Source organism: Nonomuraea montanisoli, assembly GCF_013363975.1.
Classification (GTDB): Bacteria; Actinomycetota; Actinomycetes; order Streptosporangiales; family Streptosporangiaceae; genus Nonomuraea; species Nonomuraea montanisoli.
Window position 1 is genome coordinate 133,530 of record NZ_JABWGN010000018.1, and the last position, 19,422, is coordinate 152,951.

19 protein-coding genes and 1 tRNA gene are annotated in these 19,422 nt (G+C 72.1%); 10 read left to right on the plus strand and 10 right to left on the minus strand.

Features of this window, described 5'->3' with window-relative positions:
• Nucleotides 1-31 precede the first annotated feature (31 nt).
• From HTZ77_RS37580 to HTZ77_RS37605, 6 genes are read right to left on the minus strand one after another with little or no spacing between them, the layout of a single operon-like run.
• A complete protein-coding gene (locus HTZ77_RS37580) occupies nt 32-1,483 on the minus strand; it encodes a serine/threonine-protein kinase (protein ID WP_175594521.1) in 1,452 nt (483 codons plus the stop codon).
• 21 nt (nt 1,484-1,504) lie between these two features.
• Nucleotides 1,505-2,968 (minus strand): peptidoglycan D,D-transpeptidase FtsI family protein, encoded by a 1,464-nt coding sequence (locus HTZ77_RS37585; RefSeq protein ID WP_175594522.1) that lies wholly within the window; start codon nt 2,966-2,968, stop codon nt 1,505-1,507.
• Entirely contained in the window at nt 2,965-4,344 is a 1,380-nt protein-coding gene (locus HTZ77_RS37590; RefSeq protein WP_175594523.1) for an FtsW/RodA/SpoVE family cell cycle protein, read from the minus strand. The genes HTZ77_RS37585 and HTZ77_RS37590 overlap by 4 nt, the downstream gene beginning before the upstream one ends.
• Complete coding sequence (locus tag HTZ77_RS37595) at nt 4,345-5,679, minus strand: Stp1/IreP family PP2C-type Ser/Thr phosphatase (protein ID WP_175594524.1); 1,335 nt, start codon at nt 5,677-5,679, stop codon at nt 4,345-4,347.
• The gene (locus tag HTZ77_RS37600) at nt 5,676-6,146 is read right to left on the minus strand and encodes an FHA domain-containing protein FhaB/FipA (RefSeq protein ID WP_175594525.1); all 471 of its coding nucleotides are present in this window, start codon (nt 6,144-6,146) and stop codon (nt 5,676-5,678) included. The genes HTZ77_RS37595 and HTZ77_RS37600 overlap by 4 nt, the downstream gene beginning before the upstream one ends.
• Nucleotides 6,147-6,163: 17 nt before the next feature.
• A complete protein-coding gene (locus HTZ77_RS37605; RefSeq protein ID WP_175594526.1) occupies nt 6,164-6,904 on the minus strand; it encodes an FhaA domain-containing protein in 741 nt (246 codons plus the stop codon).
• 199 nt (nt 6,905-7,103) lie between these two features.
• Here HTZ77_RS37605 and HTZ77_RS37610 point away from each other — a divergent pair.
• A tRNA-Leu gene (locus tag HTZ77_RS37610) sits at nt 7,104-7,189 on the plus strand.
• 302 nt (nt 7,190-7,491) lie between these two features.
• Here HTZ77_RS37610 and HTZ77_RS37615 read toward each other — a convergent pair.
• Both HTZ77_RS37615 and HTZ77_RS37620 read right to left on the minus strand, forming a co-directional pair.
• Nucleotides 7,492-8,523 carry a hemolysin family protein gene (locus HTZ77_RS37615; protein WP_175594527.1) on the minus strand — a complete coding sequence of 344 codons (1,032 nt, stop codon included), beginning with the start codon at nt 8,521-8,523 and terminating at the stop codon, nt 7,492-7,494.
• Nucleotides 8,520-9,878 carry a hemolysin family protein gene (locus HTZ77_RS37620; RefSeq protein WP_407940632.1) on the minus strand — a complete coding sequence of 453 codons (1,359 nt, stop codon included), beginning with the start codon at nt 9,876-9,878 and terminating at the stop codon, nt 8,520-8,522. Before HTZ77_RS37620 ends, HTZ77_RS37615 begins: the two co-directional genes overlap by 4 nt.
• A gap of 243 nt (nt 9,879-10,121) precedes the next feature.
• On the opposite strand from HTZ77_RS37620, the gene HTZ77_RS37625 reads away from it, so the two are divergent.
• The gene (locus HTZ77_RS37625; protein ID WP_328809001.1) at nt 10,122-11,480 is read left to right on the plus strand and encodes an LCP family protein; all 1,359 of its coding nucleotides are present in this window, start codon (nt 10,122-10,124) and stop codon (nt 11,478-11,480) included.
• A gap of 87 nt (nt 11,481-11,567) precedes the next feature.
• On the opposite strand, the gene HTZ77_RS37630 is transcribed toward HTZ77_RS37625, so the two are convergent.
• A complete protein-coding gene (locus HTZ77_RS37630) occupies nt 11,568-12,227 on the minus strand; it encodes a GOLPH3/VPS74 family protein (RefSeq protein ID WP_175594529.1) in 660 nt (219 codons plus the stop codon).
• Nucleotides 12,228-12,272: 45 nt separating this feature from the next.
• On the opposite strand from HTZ77_RS37630, the gene HTZ77_RS37635 reads away from it, so the two are divergent.
• Genes HTZ77_RS37635 through HTZ77_RS48535 form a run of 5 tightly spaced genes read left to right on the plus strand, consistent with a single transcriptional unit; the run spans nt 12,273 to nt 15,360 of the window.
• Nucleotides 12,273-12,878: a TenA family protein gene (locus tag HTZ77_RS37635; RefSeq protein ID WP_175594530.1), complete on the plus strand. Its 606-nt coding sequence runs from the start codon at nt 12,273-12,275 to the stop codon at nt 12,876-12,878.
• 15 nt (nt 12,879-12,893) lie between these two features.
• Nucleotides 12,894-13,772 carry an Fpg/Nei family DNA glycosylase gene (locus HTZ77_RS37640; protein ID WP_175594531.1) on the plus strand — a complete coding sequence of 293 codons (879 nt, stop codon included), beginning with the start codon at nt 12,894-12,896 and terminating at the stop codon, nt 13,770-13,772.
• Between the two features lie 50 nt (nt 13,773-13,822).
• Nucleotides 13,823-14,236: a winged helix-turn-helix transcriptional regulator gene (locus HTZ77_RS37645; protein WP_175594532.1), complete on the plus strand. Its 414-nt coding sequence runs from the start codon at nt 13,823-13,825 to the stop codon at nt 14,234-14,236.
• The gene (locus HTZ77_RS37650; RefSeq protein WP_175594533.1) at nt 14,233-14,556 is read left to right on the plus strand and encodes a rhodanese-like domain-containing protein; all 324 of its coding nucleotides are present in this window, start codon (nt 14,233-14,235) and stop codon (nt 14,554-14,556) included. Before HTZ77_RS37645 ends, HTZ77_RS37650 begins: the two co-directional genes overlap by 4 nt.
• A 48-nt stretch (nt 14,557-14,604) precedes the next feature.
• Nucleotides 14,605-15,360, plus strand: a complete 756-nt coding sequence (locus HTZ77_RS48535; protein ID WP_175594534.1) for a GNAT family N-acetyltransferase — start codon at nt 14,605-14,607, stop codon at nt 15,358-15,360.
• A 2-nt stretch (nt 15,361-15,362) separates the two neighbouring features.
• On the opposite strand, the gene HTZ77_RS37660 is transcribed toward HTZ77_RS48535, so the two are convergent.
• On the minus strand, nt 15,363-16,262 hold the full coding sequence (locus tag HTZ77_RS37660) for a LysR family transcriptional regulator (protein WP_175594535.1): 900 nt from the start codon (nt 16,260-16,262) through the stop codon (nt 15,363-15,365).
• Nucleotides 16,263-16,399: 137 nt separating this feature from the next.
• On the opposite strand from HTZ77_RS37660, the gene HTZ77_RS37665 reads away from it, so the two are divergent.
• The 3 genes from HTZ77_RS37665 to HTZ77_RS37675 are packed head-to-tail and all read left to right on the plus strand — an operon-like array spanning nt 16,400 to nt 19,403.
• Entirely contained in the window at nt 16,400-17,599 is a 1,200-nt protein-coding gene (locus HTZ77_RS37665) for an MFS transporter (protein WP_175594536.1), read from the plus strand.
• A 2-nt stretch (nt 17,600-17,601) separates the two neighbouring features.
• The gene (locus tag HTZ77_RS37670; protein WP_175594537.1) at nt 17,602-18,483 is read left to right on the plus strand and encodes an SDR family oxidoreductase; all 882 of its coding nucleotides are present in this window, start codon (nt 17,602-17,604) and stop codon (nt 18,481-18,483) included.
• Nucleotides 18,480-19,403: an SMP-30/gluconolactonase/LRE family protein gene (locus HTZ77_RS37675; protein ID WP_235995699.1), complete on the plus strand. Its 924-nt coding sequence runs from the start codon at nt 18,480-18,482 to the stop codon at nt 19,401-19,403. The genes HTZ77_RS37670 and HTZ77_RS37675 overlap by 4 nt, the downstream gene beginning before the upstream one ends.
• The last annotated feature ends 19 nt before the right edge of the window (nt 19,404-19,422 follow it).

Genomic DNA, 19,422 nt, shown 5'->3' on the forward strand with positions numbered 1-19,422 from the left:
GCCGGTGTCCATCATCGACCCCCATGGCACATCACGTCCCTTCCTTCGGCGGGTTTGTCTCCCCAGGGTCAGGTGAGGCGCTCTGTGTCGGACTTGTTGGCGTCGTCGTGGGCTTCGGGGTCGGTGTGGGGGTCGGGGTTCGGGTGGTCGGGGTGGGTCGGGGTGTCGGCTTCTGGGTAGGAGTCGCCGACTTGTCAACGGTAGCCGACCGTGAGGGTACCGGCCGCGTGGACTTCGCCGTAATCGCGGGCGGTCTTCGCGTGCGTTTGGGCTTGGGGCGGGTCTTGTCCGGGGTCGGGGTGGCCGAGCCGGCTCGTGACGGGTCCGTGATGTCCGGCGGCCTGGCGGGCACGTCGCGCTGCTGGAGGAGCGTCATGGCGCTGAGCCCCACCGCGGCCAGGCAGCCGGCCGTGGCCACGACGGCCAGCGCCCGCGCACCTGGGCCGCGCCGCCGCCCGGGCCTGCCGGGGTGGCGCCGCGACGGGGACGCCGACACCGTGGCGGGCGCGGCGCCGCCCATCAGGTCGTAGGTGGAGTCCCTGTCGTGCGGGCGCACCGGGCTCGCGGCCGGCACGGTTCCGCCGCCCGTGCCCCCGCCCGTCCCGTACGGGTCGCGCCCGTGGACGCTGAAGCCGTCGGGGTCGGTGAGCATGCTGAGCTCCACGCCCCGCTCGTGCCCCACCAGCGAGTCGCGCAGCACGTACGCCCGGTCGGCCAGCTCCCGCGCGGACCCGGGCCGCGAGGCCGGGTCCTTGGCCAGCAGCGCCATGACCAGGTCGCGCACCGGGGCCGGCACGTCGACGCCGAGCGGCGGCGGCTGCTCGTTGAGGTGCTGGAGCGCGACCGCCACCTGGGTGTCGCCACGGAACGGGGTGCGGCCCGCCAGGCACTCGTAGACGACGATGCCCAGGGAGTACAGGTCGGTGGCGGGCGTGAGCGGCAGGCCCTGCGCCTGCTCGGGGCTCACGTACGGGGCGGTGCCGAGCACGGTGCCGGTCTGCGTCACCGGTGCGGCCTCCAGCGCCCGGGCGATGCCGAAGTCGGTCACCTTGATGTGGCCGTCGGGCGTCACCAGCAGGTTGCCCGGCTTGACGTCGCGGTGGACGACCCCGGAGACATGGGCCACGTGCAGCGCCTTGGCCGTCTGGTGCAGCACGTCCAGCGCCACCTCGGGCCCCAGGGCGCCGTTGCGGGCCAGGATCGCCGACAGCGGCTCGCCGTGGACCAGCTCCATCACGAGGTAGGCCAGGTCGTCCTGCTCGCCGTAGTCGAAGACCTGCGCGATGCCGGGGTCGGACAGCGCCGCGGTGATGCGCGCCTCGTTGCGGAAGCGCTCGCGGAAGGTGGGGTCGGCGTGGATGTGGCTGCGCAGCACCTTGACCGCCACCTCGCGGCCCAGCAGCTCGTCGCGGGCACGCCAAACCTCTCCCATACCGCCCGCGGCGATCCGGGAGAGGAGGAGGTAGCGGTTACCGAGCCGCATGGCCCGGCACGTCAGCGTCGCTCAATTCTTCAGCACCGCCTCCATCACCTGCTTGGCGATCGGCGCGGCGGTGTGGCCGCCCGTCGCCTCGGCGCCCACGTTGGCGGCGCCCGACTCGACGATGACCGCGACCGCGATCTGCGGGTCGTTGGCCGGGGCGAAGGAGATGAACCAGGCGTGCGGCGGGCGGTTGTCGGAGGTCTCGGCGGTGCCGGTCTTGCCGGCCACCTGGACGCCGGGGATCTGCGCGAGGTTGGCCGTGCCGTTGTTGACGACGCTGACCATCATCTCGCGCAGCTTGCCGGCCGTCTCGGGGCTGACCGCCTCGCTCAGCTCCTGCGGGTCGGCGTCCTCGATCGAGTCGCCCTTGCTGTCGGTGATCTTGTTGACGAGGTACGGCTTCATGACCGTGCCGTTGTTGGCGATGCCCGCGGCGATCATGGCCATCTGCAGCGGCGTCATCCGGTTGCTGCGCTGGCCGATCGAGGCCATGGCCAGGGCCGCCTTGTCCTCTTCGGGGCCGAAGTCACTCTGGGTCACCGACATCGGGACGCCGATCTGCTCTCCCATGCCGAACTTCTCGGTCTGCTCCTTCATCTTGTCGTAGCCGAGCTCCATGCCGATGGATCCGAACGGCGTGTTGCAGGACTTCTCCAGCGCGAAGACCAGCGGGACCTGGCCCGCGCCGCAGGCCGCGCCGCCGTAGTTGGGCAGGCTGATGGTGGTGCCCGGCAGGGGCAGCCGCTGCGGAGCCTCCACGGTCGTGTTCGGCCCGCGCGAGTCGTCGTCCTCCAGGTACGCGGCGGCGGTGACCACCTTGAACGTGGAGCCGGGCGGATAGGTCTGGCCGATGGCGCGGTTGAGCAGCGGCTGGTTCTTGTCCTTGGCCAGCTCGTCGTAGCGGGTGAAGACCTGCTTCTTGTTGGTGCCCGACAGCTCGGCGGGGTCGTAGGAGGGCAGCGACACCATCGCGAGGATCGCGCCGGTCTTGGGGTTGATGGCGACCAGGGCGCCCCGCTTGCCGCTCTCGCGCAGCGCGTCGTAGGCCGCCTTCTGCGCCCTCGGATTGATCGTCAGGTCGACGTTGGCGCCCTTGGTGGGCTCGCCCGTGAACAGGTCGATGCTGCGCCGCAGCAGCAGGTCGGAGCTGGAGCCGTCGAGCAGCTTGTTCTCGGCCGCCTCGATGCCGGACGCGCTCTCGGGCGAGAAGAAGCCGGTGATGTGCGCGTACAGCTTGCCGTCGGTGTACTGACGGACGAAGCGGAACTCCGAGCTGCCGGTGTCGCGCGACTGGGCGAGGATCTCCTTGCCGCCGGCCGTGATGCGCCCGCGCTGCACCGCATAGCGCTCGTAGAAGTTGCGCAGATTGCGCGAGTCCTCCGAGTACTTGTCGGCCTTGACCGCCTGGACGTAGTTCACGTTGGCCATGAGCAGCGCGAACATGGCCAGGCAGGCCACCGCGATGCGCTTGACGGTGCTGTTCATCGCTGGAACACCTGTGTCAGTCCTTCGTTCTGGATCGCCTGGGGCGGCGGTTGGCGCGCCGCGTCAGATGTGCGTACCAGGAGGGCGATGAGGATCCAGTTTGCCAGCAGGGCCGAACCGCCCTGCGACATGAACGGGGTGACCAGACCGGTCAGCGGGATGAGGTTGGTCACGCCGCCGACGATGATGAACACCTGCCAGGCCAGCAGGAACGACAGGCCGCCCGCCAGCAGCTTGGTGAACGGGTCGCGGGCCGCGAGCGAGGTGCGCAGGCCGCGCTCGACGATCAGCGCGTAGACCATCAGCAGGGCCATCAGGCCGGTCAGGCCGAGCTCCTCGCCGGTGGCGGGGAAGATGAAGTCGGAGAACGACAGCGGGATCAGATACGGGTGGCCCTCGCCCAGGCCGGTGCCGAGGATGCCGCCCGCGCCCATCGCGAACAGGCCCTGCATGAGCTGGGCGCTGCCGCCCAGCTCGCGGTCGAAGAACTCCTGCCGGCTCGGGTCGAGCCAGACCTCGAAGCGGGCCTGCACGTGGTCGAAGAGCTGACCGGCGAGGAACGCGCCGCCGACGAAGAGCAGGATGCCGATCAGCACCCACGACGTGCGTTGCGTGGCGATGTAGAGCATCGCGATGAAGGTGCCGAACAGCAGCAGCGACGAGCCGAGGTCCTTCTGCAGCACGAGCACGCCGAGGCTGACCGCCCAGGTGATGAGCACCGGGCCGAGGTCACGGGCGCGGGGCAGGTCGATGAAGAGCAGCCGCCGCCCGGCCAGGGCCAGCACGTCGCGCTTGGCCACGAGGTAGCCGGCGAAGAAGACGACCAGAGCGATCTTGGCCAGCTCCGCGGGCTGGATGGTGGCGGGCCCGAAGCCGATCCAGATGCGGGAGCCGTTGACGCTCTTGCCCAGCCCGGGGATGAGCGGGGAGATCAGCAGGAACAGGCCGACGAATCCCGCGGTGTAGGTCAGCCGCTGCAGCGCGCGCTGGTCGCGCAGCACGATCAGCGTGATGGCGAACAGGACCACGCCCACGCCGGTCATGATGAGCTGGTTGGTGGCCGAGGCCCCCGGCGCTTTGGAGGCCTCGATCCGGTAGATCATCACCAGGCCGATGCCGTTGACCAGCGTGACCAGGGGAAGGATCAGCGGGTCGGCCCACGGCGCCCACTTGGCCAGCACCAGGTAGGCGGCCAGCATGAAGCCGCCCAGGCCCAGCCCGTACGTCAGCATGCCCGCCGGGACCTTGCCGTCCATGGCGAGGCCCACGTTGGCGTAGGCGAACATGACGATGCCGACGGCGAGCGCCAGCATGAGCAGCTGTGCCCCTCGCCGCTTGGCCGGGAGGGGGACGGGGGTGGCGGCCATTTCGCTCATCTAGGGCTTCGTCCTCGTGGCGCTCGGAGATGCCTTCGTGGCGCTGGGGGACGCCTTGGCGGAGTCGGGGGAGGCCGACGCGCTCGCGTCGGGCGCCGCCTTGTCCTTGGAATCGGTCTGACCGTCGGTGAACTTCAGGCCGTTGATGCGGTCGACGCCCTCGTTCACGCTGGCGACCTCGATGCCGTCCTTGATCAGCTCCTGGTCGAGAGGGGAGAGCTGGGACAGCGGTTTGCCGGTGTGCTTGGCCACCGAGAAGAACTGGAGGGGGCCCACCTCCTGCTGGATCCCCTGGAAAACGACCACCTCGTCGCCCCTGGCTCCGACGAAGAACTGCTCCTGGGTCCACTGCCAGCCGAAATAGCCGCCGACACCGACGACCGCGGCCCCGACGCCGAGCACGGAGACCAGCACGGGCCACACCCGACGGCGGCGGCCCGGCCGGCCGGACGCCTGCGCGCCCGGCTCGTCGAACTCGTCATCAGTGATCACCGGCTGGGGCGCGGTCACCGCGCTCGATCGCCCCGGGGAGGTCTCCTGCGGGCCCGGTCTCAGCCGGTTCATGCCGGCCGCGCCGACGACCGCCGCCTCGACGGGCACCTGCTGGCCGTCGGCGATTTCGACCACGTCGGCCAGCACGCAGGTGATGTTGTCGGGCCCGCCGCCCCTGTTGGCCAGGTCGATGAGCTGCCGGACGACCTCTTCTGGGTCGTCGATGTTGGTCAGCGTCGCGTGCAGCGTCTCCGCGCTCACCACGCCGGACAGCCCGTCGGAGCACAGCAGGTAGCGGTCGCCCACCTGGGCCTCGCGGAGCGTGAGGTCCGGATCGACCTCGCCGCTCCCGTCGAGCGCCCGCAGCAGGATCGAGCGCTGCGGGTGCGTCGCCGCCTCCTCGGGAGTGATGCGCCCGTCGTCGACCAGTTGCTGCACCAGCGTGTGGTCGTGGGTGATCTGGTAGAGCTCCCCGCGTCTGAGCAGGTAGGCGCGGGAGTCGCCGACGTGCACCAGGGCCACCTGGGTGCCGTTCCAGAGCATGGCGGTGAGCGTGGTGCCCATGCCCTTCAGGCTCGGGTCCCGCCCCACCATCTCGTGCAGCCTGCGGTTGGCGTCGCGTACTGCTGCCTCGATGGCGTTGAGCAGGTCACCGCCCTGCTGGGCCTCCTCCAGGGAGGCCATTGCGGCGATGGCGACGGAGCTCGCCACCTCGCCGTGTGCGTGCCCGCCCATGCCGTCTGCGACGGCGAGCAGGCGGCCGCTGGCGTACGCCGAGTCCTCGTTCCCTTCGCGGAGGAGGCCGACGTCCGAGCGGGCGGCGTAGCGGAGTGCGATGGTCATTTGCGCAATTCAATGACTGTCTTGCCGACGCGGATCGGAACACCGAGCGGCACCGGGGTCGGACGGGTGACTTTTGAGCGGTCGAGATACGTGCCGTTGGTCGAACCGAGATCTTCCACGATCCACTGACCGTCCTGAGGAAAGAGCCGGGCATGCCGGCTGGAAGCGTAGTCATCGCTGACTACCAGCGTGGCGTCGTTCGCCCGGCCGATGGTGATGGGCGTCTCCGTGAGGTTAATGGTGGTGCCCTGCAAGGGGCCACCGGTCACGACGAGCTGGCGTGGCTCGCCCTTCTTGCTCTTCGGCTTGGCGGCGGGTTTGGTGGGTTTCGCGCTCTTCCGTGGGCCCGCCGCAGCCGTACGTGATCCGAACAAGTCAGTCCGGATCACGCCGACTGCGGCAATGACGAAGAACCACAGCACCGCCAGGAAGGCGAGCCGGATCAGCAGCAGCGTGAGCTCGGACATGGACCGTTTGTCTACCCCTAATCGCGCCGGAACACCAGAGTCGTGCGCCCCAACGTCACTCGCGTGCCGTTCTGGAGCTCGATTCTGCGTACCGGCTGGCCGTTGACGAAAGTGCCGTTGGTCGATCCCAGGTCCACCAGGTGGACCTGGGGCCCTTCCACGCGCAGCTCGGCGTGGTGGCGCGAGACGCCAGGGTCGACCAGGCGGAGATCGCAGTCGGTGCCCCGGCCGAGCAGGGTCACCGGGGTGGTGAGCTCGTAGGAGCGGTCGCCCTGCGGGTCGTCCTGGGTGGAGACGAGCAGCCGGGGCCGCCCGCCGAACGCGTTGGGCCGGGAAGGGGGCAGGTCGCTGGCGGGCTGGCGGATCTCGTCCTGCTCCACCGTGGCGCCGCGGATGACGCCCGACCTGATGCGGAACAACCCCACAGCCAGGTCCGCCGCGGTCTCGAAACGCACCCGGACCGGTCCCACGAAGGAGTAGCCCTGCTCCTTGGCGTACTCCCTGGCGAGGTTGGCCAGCTCGTGGCTGATGCTGTCGGCGTAGACCTCAAGCCGCTCACTGTCGGTCGTGGACAGCTCCACCACGAAGTCGTTGGGCACGAGTGTGCGACCCTGTGCGACGATCGCCGCACGCTCGTCCATCTCCCGCTGAACCGCGCTGGCGACCTCGACCGGCTGAAGGTCAGATTTGAACGCCCGCGCAAAGGCCCCCTCAACCAAGCCTTCGAGCCTTCGCTCGAAGCGCTGAAGGACTCCCACCGGGTACCTCCCTTCCTCCGTGCATATGATCGCGGCCTCCAGACGCTCGCGCGCCTGGCTCCGCTCGTCCCACGTCACGGCGATCCCGGCGCTTGGTCAGCCGTCGCGCCCAGCTCATCCGCTCCCGTGTCTTATGCGATCGTATCCGGGTTCAGTACCACCGGCTGTTCCGTGCTACTGTTTCTCCGCACCCAACAAAGGGCGGGTGGCGGAACGGCAGACGCGCACGGTTCAGGTCCGTGTGTCCGAAAGGACGTGAGGGTTCAAATCCCTCCTCGCCCACCACGGGTTCGCCGATGGAATCGGCAGACCCACCTTGACGAAGACAGCCCCGGTTCGCAAGAGCCGGGGCTTGTTCTTTGTCCGGACCTGGCGCGCGCGTCTGTGCTCCGCGTGTGCTCCCCGAGCGACGACGGTAGATGCCTCCGCTTGCAGATCACTTTCGGATGGCTTGCGTGATTTAGCTCACATTTCGGGGCTGAGCTGGGACTTTCCTGCGAGTTTCCGGGTGGCCCGGCGCGGCGTCCCGGACGCGGCACCGCACCGCGGCCGATCCGGAAGGACCGGCCGCGGCGAGCTGATGCGCGTCAGGCGGGCACAGGGGCGGTCAGGGCGGCGCGGGTGTCCAGCAGCTCCCCGATGAGGTCCGAGAGCGTCACCATGCCGATGACCTCGCCGTCCTGCCCCGTGACCAGCGCCAGGTGCGCGCGGGCCTCCTGCAGCGCCGTCACGGCCTCGGGCACCTGCGTGACGCACGCCAGCCGCGGAGCCGGCCGCGCCAGGCTCGCGGCCGTGGCGTCCGGCTGCAGCAGCGCCTCACGGGCGTGCAGCACGCCCCTGACCTCGCCGGGCACACCGACGAGCAGCCGCAGGTGGCCGCTCTCGCGGGCGGCCCCCCTGATGGTCGCGGCGTCGGCCTCCGGAGGCACGGTCACGGCCCGGCCGATGGGCACCATGAGCCGCTCGATCCCCTCGGCCTCCAGCCGCAGCGCCCGCGTCAGCAGGTCGTGCTCGTCCCTGTCGAGCAGCCCCATCCGGCCCGACTCGCCCACCAGCATGGCGAGCTGACGCGGGGTGCGGGTCGTCGCCAGCTCGTCGCGGGGGCTGACGCCGAAGCCCCGCAGTATGAGGTTCGTCAGGCCGTTCAGCGCCGACAGCAGCGGCCGCGTCACGGTCACGAACGCGCGGAAGGGCACCGTCAGCAGCATGGCGGCCCGCTCGGGCGCGGTGAGCGCCCACGACTTGGGCGCCATCTCGCCGATGACCATGTGCAGGAACGTGACCAGCGCCAGCGCGATGGTCAGCGCGATCGGCATCCGCAGCGCCTCCGGAACCCCGACGGCCGCGAAGACCGGCTCCAGGAAGTGCTCGATCGCCGGCTCGGTGACCTGGCCGAGGCCCAGCGTGCAGAGCGTGATGCCGAGCTGGGCGCCCGCCAGCATCATCGAGAGCTGACGCCCGCCGCCCACCGCGGACCGGGCCACGAAGCGGACCAGCCGGTTGCCGCCGCCGGCCGCCTCCTCCAGGCGGTGGCGCCGGGCCGAGACGAAGGCGAACTCCGCGGCCACGAAGACCGCGTTCAGCGCCAGCAGCACCAGGCTGAGCAGGATCATCGTCATCGGACGGCCTCCGTCTGCAGCACCGGCGACAGGCGCACCAGGCCCGGCACGCGGCGGTCGAGCGAGAGCACGGTCAGCTCCGCCAGCCGCTCGCCGCCGTCGTCGTCGGCGAACAGGTCGGGCTCGGTCTCCAGCGGCACGACCACCTGGTCGCCCGCCTCGGGCATGCGGCCCAGCCGGGCCAGGATGAGACCGGCGAGCGTGTCGTAGTCGTCGCTCTCCGGCAGGGCCACGCCGGTGGCCCGCTCCACCTCGTCCAGGCGGAGGCGGCCGGGCACGTCCCAGCCGCCGTCGGCGCGCTCCAGGGCGCCGGCCGGCTCCGGGTCGTTCTCGTCGACGAGCTCGCCGACCAGCTCCTCGGCCAGGTCCTCGATGGTGATGACGCCGGCCAGGCCGCCGTACTCGTCGATGACGCAGACGATGTCGTCCTTGGCGGCCCGCATCTCCTCGACCACGGCCGGCAGGGGCAGCGAGTCGGGCACCAGGCGGGCCGGACGCATGACGTCGCCGATCGTGCCGCCCGCGGCGGCGTCCAGGCCGGAGGCCAGCAGCTCGCGCACGCCCGTCACGCCGGCCACGTCGCCGTCGGCGCCCAGCACCGGGTAGCGGGAGTGACCGCGCTCGCGCATGACGTCCACGAGGTCGGAGATGGGCTGCGAGTCGCGCAGCGCGACCACGCGCGGGCGCGGCACCATGATCTCCTCGGCGATGCGGTCGCCGAACTCCAGGGCCCGCTCCAGCAGGTCGGACAGCCGCGGCGGCAGCTCGCCCGCCCGCGTGGACTCGGCGATGATCCGCGACAGCTCCTCGGGCGTCGCGCCGTGCTCCACCTCCTCGACGGGCTCGATGCCGACGCGCCGCAGCACGCCGGTGGCCGCCGAGTCGAACAGGCGGACCACCGGGCCCACCACGGCCAGGTAGGCCAGCGTCGAACCGGCCAGGAACTTGGCGACCGGCTCCGGCCGCGCGATGCCGAGGTTCTTGGGCGCGAGCTCGCCGAGGACCATCTGCACGATGGTCGCGACGAACACGCCGGCGGCCACCGACAGCCCGGTGACGGCCGCGTCGGGCAGTGCCGTGCCGCTCAGCCAGGGCCGTACGAGCGTGGCGATCGCCGGCTCGGCCAGGAAGCCGACCAGCAGCGCCGTCACCGTGATGCCGAGCTGGGCGCCGGAGAGCATGAACGAGAGACGGGAGGTCACCTGCAGGGCCTTGTCCGCGGCCTTGTCGCCGGCCGCGGCCTGCTCGCGCAGGGCGGTCCGGTCCGCCGCCACGAAGGCGAACTCCTGGGCGACGAAGTAGCCGGTCGCCGCGGTGAGAAGGAGGAGGGCCAGCAGGCCCAGATAGGCGCTCACCATGGTGAGCTCTCAGAGGCACCCGTGCGCACGCACGGGCCGCTACTCCAAGGGTCCGGAGCGGACACGATCATCCCTTCGATAGAGGTCGTCCATAACCGTAACGATCCACGTCTCCACTATGTTTCCAGCGTGACTCTCCGCTAGTTCTGCGTACTTTTCCGTGGGAAAAGCCGAGCGGGCCGTCTTCACTGGTGCAGGTACGACGTAGCGTTTATGGCAGCCGAAGGGAAGTAGAGGGAAGTGTCTGAGGACGACCGCACGCGGGCCATGCGCTCGCCGGGCGACGGGCGCCCGCTGCCTCCCCGCAACGACGGGGGCCCGCTCTCGGGCGGCGCCCCGGCCCACCAGCGACCCCCGATGCCCGGCCGTGACGCGCCCCTTCCGCCTTCGGGGCCGCCGCCCGGCGGGCGGCCCGGGGCCGGTCCCGAGGCGGCGTCCACGCACCTGCTGCCGGCCCACTCCGAGCCCGCCCCGTCCGCCGGCGACGCGCCCCGCCCCGGGGCGGGCCGGGTGTACGGGCGTGAGCGCTCGGGCAAGTCGCCCGTCAGGCCCCTGGGCAGGCGGGACGAGCCCCCGGGCCCCGGCGAGCCCCCGGGCCCCGGCGAGCCGCCCGGCCCCGCGCGCCCGCGCTCGCCCAGGAAGCGGCCCTCGGGCCGCACCATCCTCAAGATCCTGGCGGCCGTGGTGGCCGTGCTGCTGGTCGCCACCGTAGGGCTGTTCTTCTGGATCAACTCGCGGCTGGTCGGCATCGAGGGCGTCCTGGAGGACTACCCGGGCCGCGTGGCCGACACCCCGGGCACCAACTGGCTGCTCGTCGGCTCCGACAGCCGCAAGGGCCTGTCGGCGGCGCAGCGCCGCAAGCTGGCCACCGGCCGCGCGGCCGGGCAGCGCACCGACTCGATGATGCTGCTGCACATCCCCGACGGCAGCGACAAGCCGACGCTGGTCAGCCTGCCCCGCGACTCGGCCGTCACCATCCCCGGCAAGGGCCGCAACAAGCTCAACGCCGCGTACGCGATCGGCGGGCCGAAGCTGCTGGTCCGCACCGTCGAGACCGTCACCGGCGTGCACGTGGACCACTACATGGAGATCGGCTTCGCCGGGTTCGTCGGCATCGTGGACGCCATCGGCGGCGTCGAGATCGACGTACGGGCCGCCGTGGACGACCCCAAGGCCGGGCTCAAGCTGAAGAAGGGCCCCCAGGTGCTCAACGGCAGCCAGGCCCTCGGCTACGTGCGCACCCGCAAGGGCGGCGCGCTGCCCGACTTCGAGCGGACCAAGCGGCAGCGGCAGTTCCTCGGCGCGGTGGTCAAGAAGGCCGCCGGCCCCGGCGTGCTGCTCAACCCCTTCACCTCGATCCCGCTGGCCATGAGCGCCACCGACGCCGTCACCGTCGACTCCGACACCGGGGCGCTCGACATGCTGTCGCTGGGGCTCGCGATGGGCGACAGCCCGGTGACGACCGTGGTGCCGTTCGGCGGCAACGAGATCGCGGGCGGCGGCTCGGCGGTCAAGTGGGACCGCACCCGCGCGCTCGTCCTGTTCGACGCGCTGAAGAGCGACAAGCCGGTGCCGCAGGAGATCCTCGACGCCAACTGATCCCGCCCGCCGGGCCCGGCCTCCACACGGGTGGCCGGGCGCGGCGCGGTCCGGAGAGGGGCGGCGGAACGGCCGGCCCGGCCGGGGTCAGCTCGTGGCGGCGCTGGTCGTGGCGGCGATGGTGGCCGAGGTGACCGCGGCCATCATGGCCGCGTTGATGGCCGCGATGGTCTTGGCCACGGCGTCGGCCGCCCACGCGCCCTCGGCGATCTCCTTGACGCGCTCCTTGCTCGCCCCCGGGAACGCCTTGCGGTCGATCTTCGCGGCGTGCAGGAGGGCGATCAGCACCGCGGTGCGCGGGTCGGGGTCGGCTCCGGCGAGCGCGCTCGCGACGCGCTCCCGCACGTTCGCCTCGACGGACCCGTCGGCCTCCGGCCAGCGGGTCGTGGTGAAGATCCCGAGGACCTTGCCGCGCTGCTCGGCCAGCACGCCCCGCTCGACGAGCCGGGTCAGCAGCCGCCGGCGCGGCTTGCCGGACATGAGCTTCTGCACCCACCACACGGGCTTGCGCTCCTTGCCCTCCGCCGCGATGCGGGCCAGGACGCCGTCCAGCTCCTCGTCGCCGAGGGGGGTGGGGTCGGTGACCGTCACGGTCTTGTCCGACAGCGCGATCCGCTCGCTGACGGCCAGTTCGGCCAGGATCGCGCCGCCGAGCGCGGGGTCGAGCTGGGCGGAGCTGACGAGCTGCTTGCCCTCGTCCTCGCTGTAGGCGAGCAGGAGGAGTTCCTCGGCGATCGTCACAGTCATGCCCTCGACACTAACGCCCGCCCACGGCGATTAACGTGGCCGTCCATGGCCATCTCCGAGAAGTTGCACGCCGTCGGCCGCCCGCTGCTCGACGCCCAGCTCGCCCACCCCACCGTCGCCGGGATCGGGCGCGGCGACCTGCCCGAACCGGTGTTCCGGTCCTGGCTGGAGCAGGACTACCTGTTCCTGCTCGACTACGTGCGGGTCTTCGCCCGGCTGGCCTGGCAGGCGCCCGACGGGCACCTGGGCGACCTGGTGGACCTCGCGCACGCGACCTTCCACGACGAGCTGAGCCTGCACCGGTCGATGTCGGCGGAGTTCGGCGCCGACCTGGAGGGGGCCGTGAAGGGGCCGGCGTGTGCCGCGTACACGTCGTTCCTGCTGGAGTCGGCCGCCACGTACGCGGAGGGGCTGGCGGCGCTCTACCCGTGCATGTGGGGATATTCGACGCTGGGCCGGATCCTCGCGCAGGACCCGCCCGCCGAGCCGCGCTACCGCGCGTGGGTCGACACCTACGCCGACCCCGGCTTCGCGGCGCTGACCGGGCGCATCGCGCAGATGATCGACGAGGCGGCTCCGGACCCGGCGCGGGCGGAGCGGCTCTTCCGCGAGGGCATGGCGCACGAGCTGGCCTTCTGGGACGTGCCGTGAACGTACTCTGAGGGCATGCCGGAACTTCCCGAGGTCGAGTCGCTGGCGGGCTTCCTGCGCGAGCGGGCGGTCGGCCGCACCGTGCTGGCCGTCGACGTGGTGGCCATCCAGGCGCTCAAGACGTTCGACCCGCCGGTGAGCGCGCTCGGCGGGCTGACCGTGACCGGCGTGTCCCGGCACGGCAAGTTCCTCGACCTCGACTGCGACGGCCTGCACCTGGTCATCCATCTGGCGCGGGCCGGCTGGCTGCGCTGGCGCGACGACCTGTCGGGGGCCAAGCCGGTGCGTCCCGGCAAGGGGCCGCTCGCGGCCCGGCTGCGGCTGGCGCCCGACGAGGAGGGCCTGGCGCCGGGGTTCGAGCTGACCGAGGCGGGCACGCAGAAGCGCCTCGCCCTGTACGTGGTGCGGGATCCGGCCGAGGTGCCCGGCGTGGCCTCGCTCGGGCCCGACCCGCTGGCCGAGACGTTCACGGCCGACGCGCTCAAGCGGATCGTCGGCGGCAACCGCACCCAGATCAAGGGGCTGCTGCGCGACCAGAAGGTCATCGCGGGCATCGGCAACGCCTACTCCGACGAGGTGCTCCACGCGGCCAGGATGTCCCCGTTCAAGATCGCTTCCACGTTGACCGACGCGCAGATCGCCGACCTGCACGAGGCCATCGTCGAGACGCTGCGCGAGGCCGTGGAGCGGGCCCGGGGGCTGGCCGCCAAGGACCTCAAGGCCGAGAAGAAGTCGGGCCTGCGCGTCCACAACCGCGCCGGCCAGCCGTGCGACGTCTGCGGCGACACCATCCGCGAGGTGTCGTTCGCCGACTCCTCGCTGCAGTACTGCCCGACCTGCCAGACGGGCGGCAAGCCGCTCGCCGACCGGCGCCTGTCGCGCCTCCTGAAGTAGTATCGGTTACCTCTTGTAACCGTCCGCCACCTGCGCCAGCATGGGATGTCATGGACGACCATGCCTCCTGCGAGACGACCGACGACTACGACGTCCGGCAGTGGGACACGCGTGAGGGCTGCGAGGTCCGCCAGATCCTCGACCGCGTCGCCGACAAGTGGTCGCTGCTCGTCATCGCCCTGCTCGACTGCCGGAGCCTGCGCTTCAGCGAGCTGCGCCGCGAGATCGACGGCGTCAGCCAGCGCATGCTCAGCGTGACCCTGCGCCACCTGGAGCGCGACGGCCTGGTGAGCCGCACCGTCCACCCCGTCGTGCCGCCGCGCGTCGACTACGCGCTCACCCCGCTCGGCCGCACCCTGCACGAGACGATCAAGGCGCTGGTGACCTGGACCGAGGACCACCAGCAGGAGATCGCCGAGGCCCGTGCGGCCTACGACCGCGGGCGCGAGATGATGGACGCATGACGGTTCCCGAGATAGAGGCACGCGACGTCCCCGCCGACGCTTTCCTGCTGGACGTGCGCGAGCGTGAGGAGTGGGTGGCGGGCCACGCTCCCGAGGCCGTGCACATCCCGATGACCGAGATCCAGGGGCGGGTGGACGAGGTGCCCGCCGACCGGCAGGTCTACGTCGTCTGCCGGGTCGGCGGCCGCTCCTACCAGGTCGCGGCCTGGCTCAACCACCTCGGGCGCGAGGCGGTCAACGTCGGCGGCGGCATGCAGTCGTGGGAGGGCGCGAGCCGCCCGATGGTCAGTGAGACCGGCCGGCCGCCGTTCGTGGCCTGAGCCGCAAACCGGTTGCCCGGCCCGCCTCCCGGCTGGTGGGCTGTGCCGGTGAATCGTGACGAAGTGCTGGCGGCCTACGAGCGCCAGGTACGGATCCGCCAGGGCGAGCGGGTGGGGCGCGTGGTGCGCAAGGCGGCCAAGGGCGGCTGGAACGGCATCCTGTGGTCGGACCTCGACGAGGAGACGGCCGACGCCGAGATCGCGGGGCAGCGGGCCTACTTCGCCGCGCTGAAGCGCGACTTCGAGTGGAAGCTGTACTCCCACGACCGGCCCGCCGACCTGGCGAAGCGGCTGCTGGCGGCGGGCTTCACGGCCGAGCCGGAGGAGACGCTGATGGCGGCCGAGGCCGCCGCCGTGGCCGCGGAGCCGCGGCTGCCCGAGGGCGTCGAGCTGCGCGTGGCGGAGGACCCGGCCGGGATCGACCTGCTCGTGCAGGCGCACGAGCAGGCGTTCGGCATGTCGCTGCCCGGGCTGCGCGAGCGGGTGCTGCGCCGGCTGAGCGAGCGGCCCGAGTCGATGGTCGCGGTCGTCGCGATGGCCGGAGACCGGCCGATCAGCGGGGCGCGGCTCAACCTCGACCCGGACACCGAGTTCGCCGGGCTCTTCGGCGGCGGCACCGTGGCCGGCTGGCGCGGGCGCGGCGTGTACCGGGCGCTGGTGGCCTACCGGGCGCGGGTGGCCGTCGAGCGGGGCTACCGCTACCTCCACGTGGACGCCTCCGACGAGAGCCGCCCGATCCTGCTGCGCCTCGGGTTCGAGCCGCTGGGCACCACGACCCCGTACGTCCGCGCCCCCGGCGCCTGACGTCACCGGTTGGGCGCCCCTGAGCATTCCGCCGCCGAGACGCCGAGGGTGGCCAGGAACGCCGCGGCGACAGGAGAGGGGGCGAACCGGCTCCAGATCAGGTGCTCCATGCGGGCGGGGGCGTCGCTGAGCTGGAGGACGGGCAGGCCCGGGAGCTCCGACACGAAGGCGGCGGGCATCATCCCGATGCCCAGGCCCTGCCGGATCAGGCGGGCGATGAAGTCCACGGTCGTCACCTCGAAGGCGACCTCGCGCCGGACCCCGGACGCCGCGAACGCCTCGTCCGTCTGGGCCCGCGCGGCGGTGCCCGGAGGGAAGTCGACGAACGGCTCGTCCGCGAGCCGGCGCAGGTCCACGCGCTCCTCCTCCGCCAGCGGATGGCCGGGCGCCACCACGGCCACCAGGTCGCCGCGCGCCAGCTCGCGCCCGCGGACGCCTTTGGGGCGGACACCGAGAGGCAGCCCCAGGAAGGCCGCGTCCAGGGTGCCCTGCTGCACCTGTTCGATCAGCCGCTCGCTCGCGCCCGAGCGGAGGGTGATCCGTACCTGCCGATGCCGCAGGTGGAAGCGCTTCAGCGCGGCCGGCAGATCGACCGCCGCGACCGTGGGGATGGCGCCGACGGCCAACCGGCCCCGGATCTCGCCCGCCGCCGCCGCCACCTCGGCGCGGGCTCGTTCGGCTGCGTCGAGCGCCTGACGGGCCGCGGGCAGGAACGCCTCGCCGGCGGGAGTCAACCGTACGCGGCGGCTGGTGCGCTCGAAGAGCTTGGCGCCCAGCTCGCGTTCGAGGCGGGCGATCTGGTGGCTCAGCGCGGACTGGACGACCAGGCACTGCTCGGCGGCGCGGGTGAAGTTCCTCGTCTCCGCGACGGCGACGACATAGCGCATCTGCTGCAGCTCCATGGATCAATCGTGATGCACGATCGGTCCGATGACAAACATGCGTTGGACTCATTGATGCCCTGAGCCCGAGGCTTGGGGGCATGACAGCGACAAGACCTCACACATCCGGCGGACTTTCGCGCGGGCTGCTCCTGCTCATGTCGGTCGCGACCGGCCTGGCCGTCGCGGGCAACTACTTCGCGCAGCCGCTGCTCGACCTGATCGGTCGTGAGCTGGAGGTCGGGCCCTCTGCGGCGGCGCTGCTGGTGACGGCCGCGCAGGCCGGGTACGCGCTGGGGCTGATCCTGCTGGTGCCGCTCGGCGACCTGATGGAGCGGCGGCGGCTCGCCGTCACGCTCTACGCGGCGACCGCGGTGTTCCTGCTGGTGTCGGCCATGGCGCCCAACGGCGCGGTGCTCATGGTCAGCACGGCCCTGACCGCGCTGACCTCGGTGGGCGCGCAGGTCGTGGTGCCGTTCGCGGCGACGCTGGCGGACCCGGCCGAGCGCGGCAAGGTGGTCGGCACGGTGATGACCGGACTGATGCTGGGCCTGCTGCTGGCGCGCACCGCCTCCGGCGCGCTGTCGGAGCTGGGCGGCTGGCGGACCGTCTACTGGGTGGGCGCGGTGCTGATGGCGCTGATGGCCGTGCTGCTGCGCGCCTTCCTGCCCCGGCTGGGCGGGGACGGCCCACGCCAGTCGTACCTCGCCCTGCTGCGCTCGACCGTGGCGATGTTCCGGCTGGAGCCGTTGCTGCGGTGGCGGGCGGGCATCGCCGCGTTGAGCCTGGCCACCTTCAGCGTGCTGTGGACGTCGCTGACCTTCCTGCTGGCTGGGGCGCCGTACGCGTGGTCGGAGTCGGCCATCGGCCTGTTCGGGCTGGTCGGCGCCGTGGGCGCGCTGACCGCCACGGTGGCGGGGCGGCTGGCCGACCGCGGGCTGGTCCAGGTCGTGAGCGGCGCCGGGACGGTCCTGCTGGTGGCGTCCTGGGCGGCGATGGCGGCCGGGGCGAGCTCGCTGGTCCTCCTGCTCGTCGGCGTGGTCGTGCTGGACCTGGCGCATCAGGCGGTGCTCAACAGCAGCCAGAACGTCGTCTACGCGCTGCGGCCCGAGGCCCGCAACCGGATCAACTCCGCCTTCATGACCGCCTTCTTCGTCGGCGGCGCGGTGGGGTCCGCGCTGGGTTCCATCGTCTGGGCGTACGCCGGCTGGGCCGGCGTGTCCGTCCTGGGCGCCGCCCTCTCGGCCGGGACCGTCGTGCTGTGGGTGCTGGAGCGCGTCACCGTCAGCCGCGCGGCGGGCAAGAGCTCGCCGGCCTCGATCCGTACCCCCGTCACCACCACCACAAAGGGAGAATGACCGTGCCACGCACCGTGCTCATAACCGGAGCCACCGGAACCGTGTCCACCGCGCTGATCGACGCGCTGGGCGGCGCCGAGGTGAACCTCCGCGCCCTCGTCCACGACCGCGCCAGGAGCCCGCGAGCGGGCGGCGCCGAGGTCGTCGTCGGCGACCTGGAAGACCCGCGGTCGCTCGCGCCCGCCTTCGAGGGCGTGCAGGACGTGTGGCTGCTCACCCCGAACGGCCCGCGCGCCCCGGAGCACCACATGAACGCCCTGTGGGCCGCGCGCCAGGCCGGCGTGGAGCGCGTCGTGCGCCTGTCCGTCGTCGGCGCGGCGCACGACGCGCCCAACCGCAGCGGCCGGCTGCACGCGCTCTCCGACCGGGAGACCGAGGAGAGCGGCATGCGCTGGACGATCCTGCGTCCCCACTGGTTCATGCAGAACCTGCTGAACGAGACGGGCGACATCGCCGCCGCCGGCACGTTCCAGCTGAACATGGCCGCGGCGCGGGTCGGCATGATCGACGCTCGCGACATCGCCGAGTGCGCCGCCCGCGTGCTGCTCGACGACCCGGATCGCCACCACGGCAGGACGTACACCCTCACCGGCCCTCGCTCGCTCGGGTTCGAGGAGGTGGCGGGCGAGCTGGGGCTCGCCCTCGGCAGGTCCGTCGCGTACCTGCCGGTCAGCGACGACGCCAAGCGCAAGACCCTGCTCGGTTACGGAGTCCCGCCCTGGATCGTCGACATGCTGGAGGAGTACGCGCAGGCGTACGCCTCCGGCTGGGGGGACTTCACCACCGACACGGTCGCCGAGCTCCTCGGCCGCCGCCCCCGCGACATCGCCGACTTCGTCCGCGACCACGCCGCGGCGTTCACCGCGGCCGACCGGAGGGCATGATGAAGCTCCTCGTCGTGGTTCCCGCCACGCTCGCCCTGGTCGTCACCATGGGCGGGTCCGCGGGAGCGGCAGCGGACCGGCAGGCCGCGAGGTTCCCGCGGTCGATCTCGCTGCCCGACGGTTTCCAGCCCGAGGGGATCGCCATCGGCCCCGGCCCGTACGCCTACGTCGGCTCCATGGCCGACGGCTCGATCTACCGCGCCGACCTGCGCACCGGGCGCGGTGGGATCCTCAGCCGGGGACCGGGCACGCCGGCCCTCGGCATGACGGTCGACTCGGGCGGACGGCTGTTCGTGGCGGGCGGCACGGGCGGTGACCTGCGCGTCCTCGACGTGCGCAGCGGCGAGGCACTGGCCACCTACCGGTTGACGACCGGCCCTGCGTTCGTCAACGACCTCACCCTCACCCGGGGCGCGGCGTGGATCACCGACTCCACCAACCCCGTGCTGTACAAGCTGCCGCTGCGCGGCGGCCGCCTGCCCGCCGCGGCGCAGCGGATCAAGCTCACCGGCGACATGGTGTACCGCAAGGGCTTCAACGCCAACGGCATCACCCCCACGCCGGACGGCCGGGGCCTGCTCGTCGTGCAGTCGAACACCGGCGGGCTGTTCCGCGTCAGCCCGTCCGGCCGGACCCGCCGGGTGGACCTGCACGGCGAGTCGCTGAAGGAGGGCGACGGCCTGCTGCTGCGCGGCCGGACGCTGTACGCCGTGCAGAACCGGCTCAACACCGTGACCGTCCTGCGGCTGAACGAGGCGGGGACCGACGGCCGCGTCACGCGGCGCGTGACCGACCCCCGCTTCGACGTACCGGCGACCATGGCCGCCTTCAGGGACCGGCTCTACCTGCCCAACGCCCGCTTCGACACCACCCCGACCGCCACCACGCCGTACACCGCCGTCGCCATCCGCCGCCCCTGAGTGTGGCCATATGCCCTCT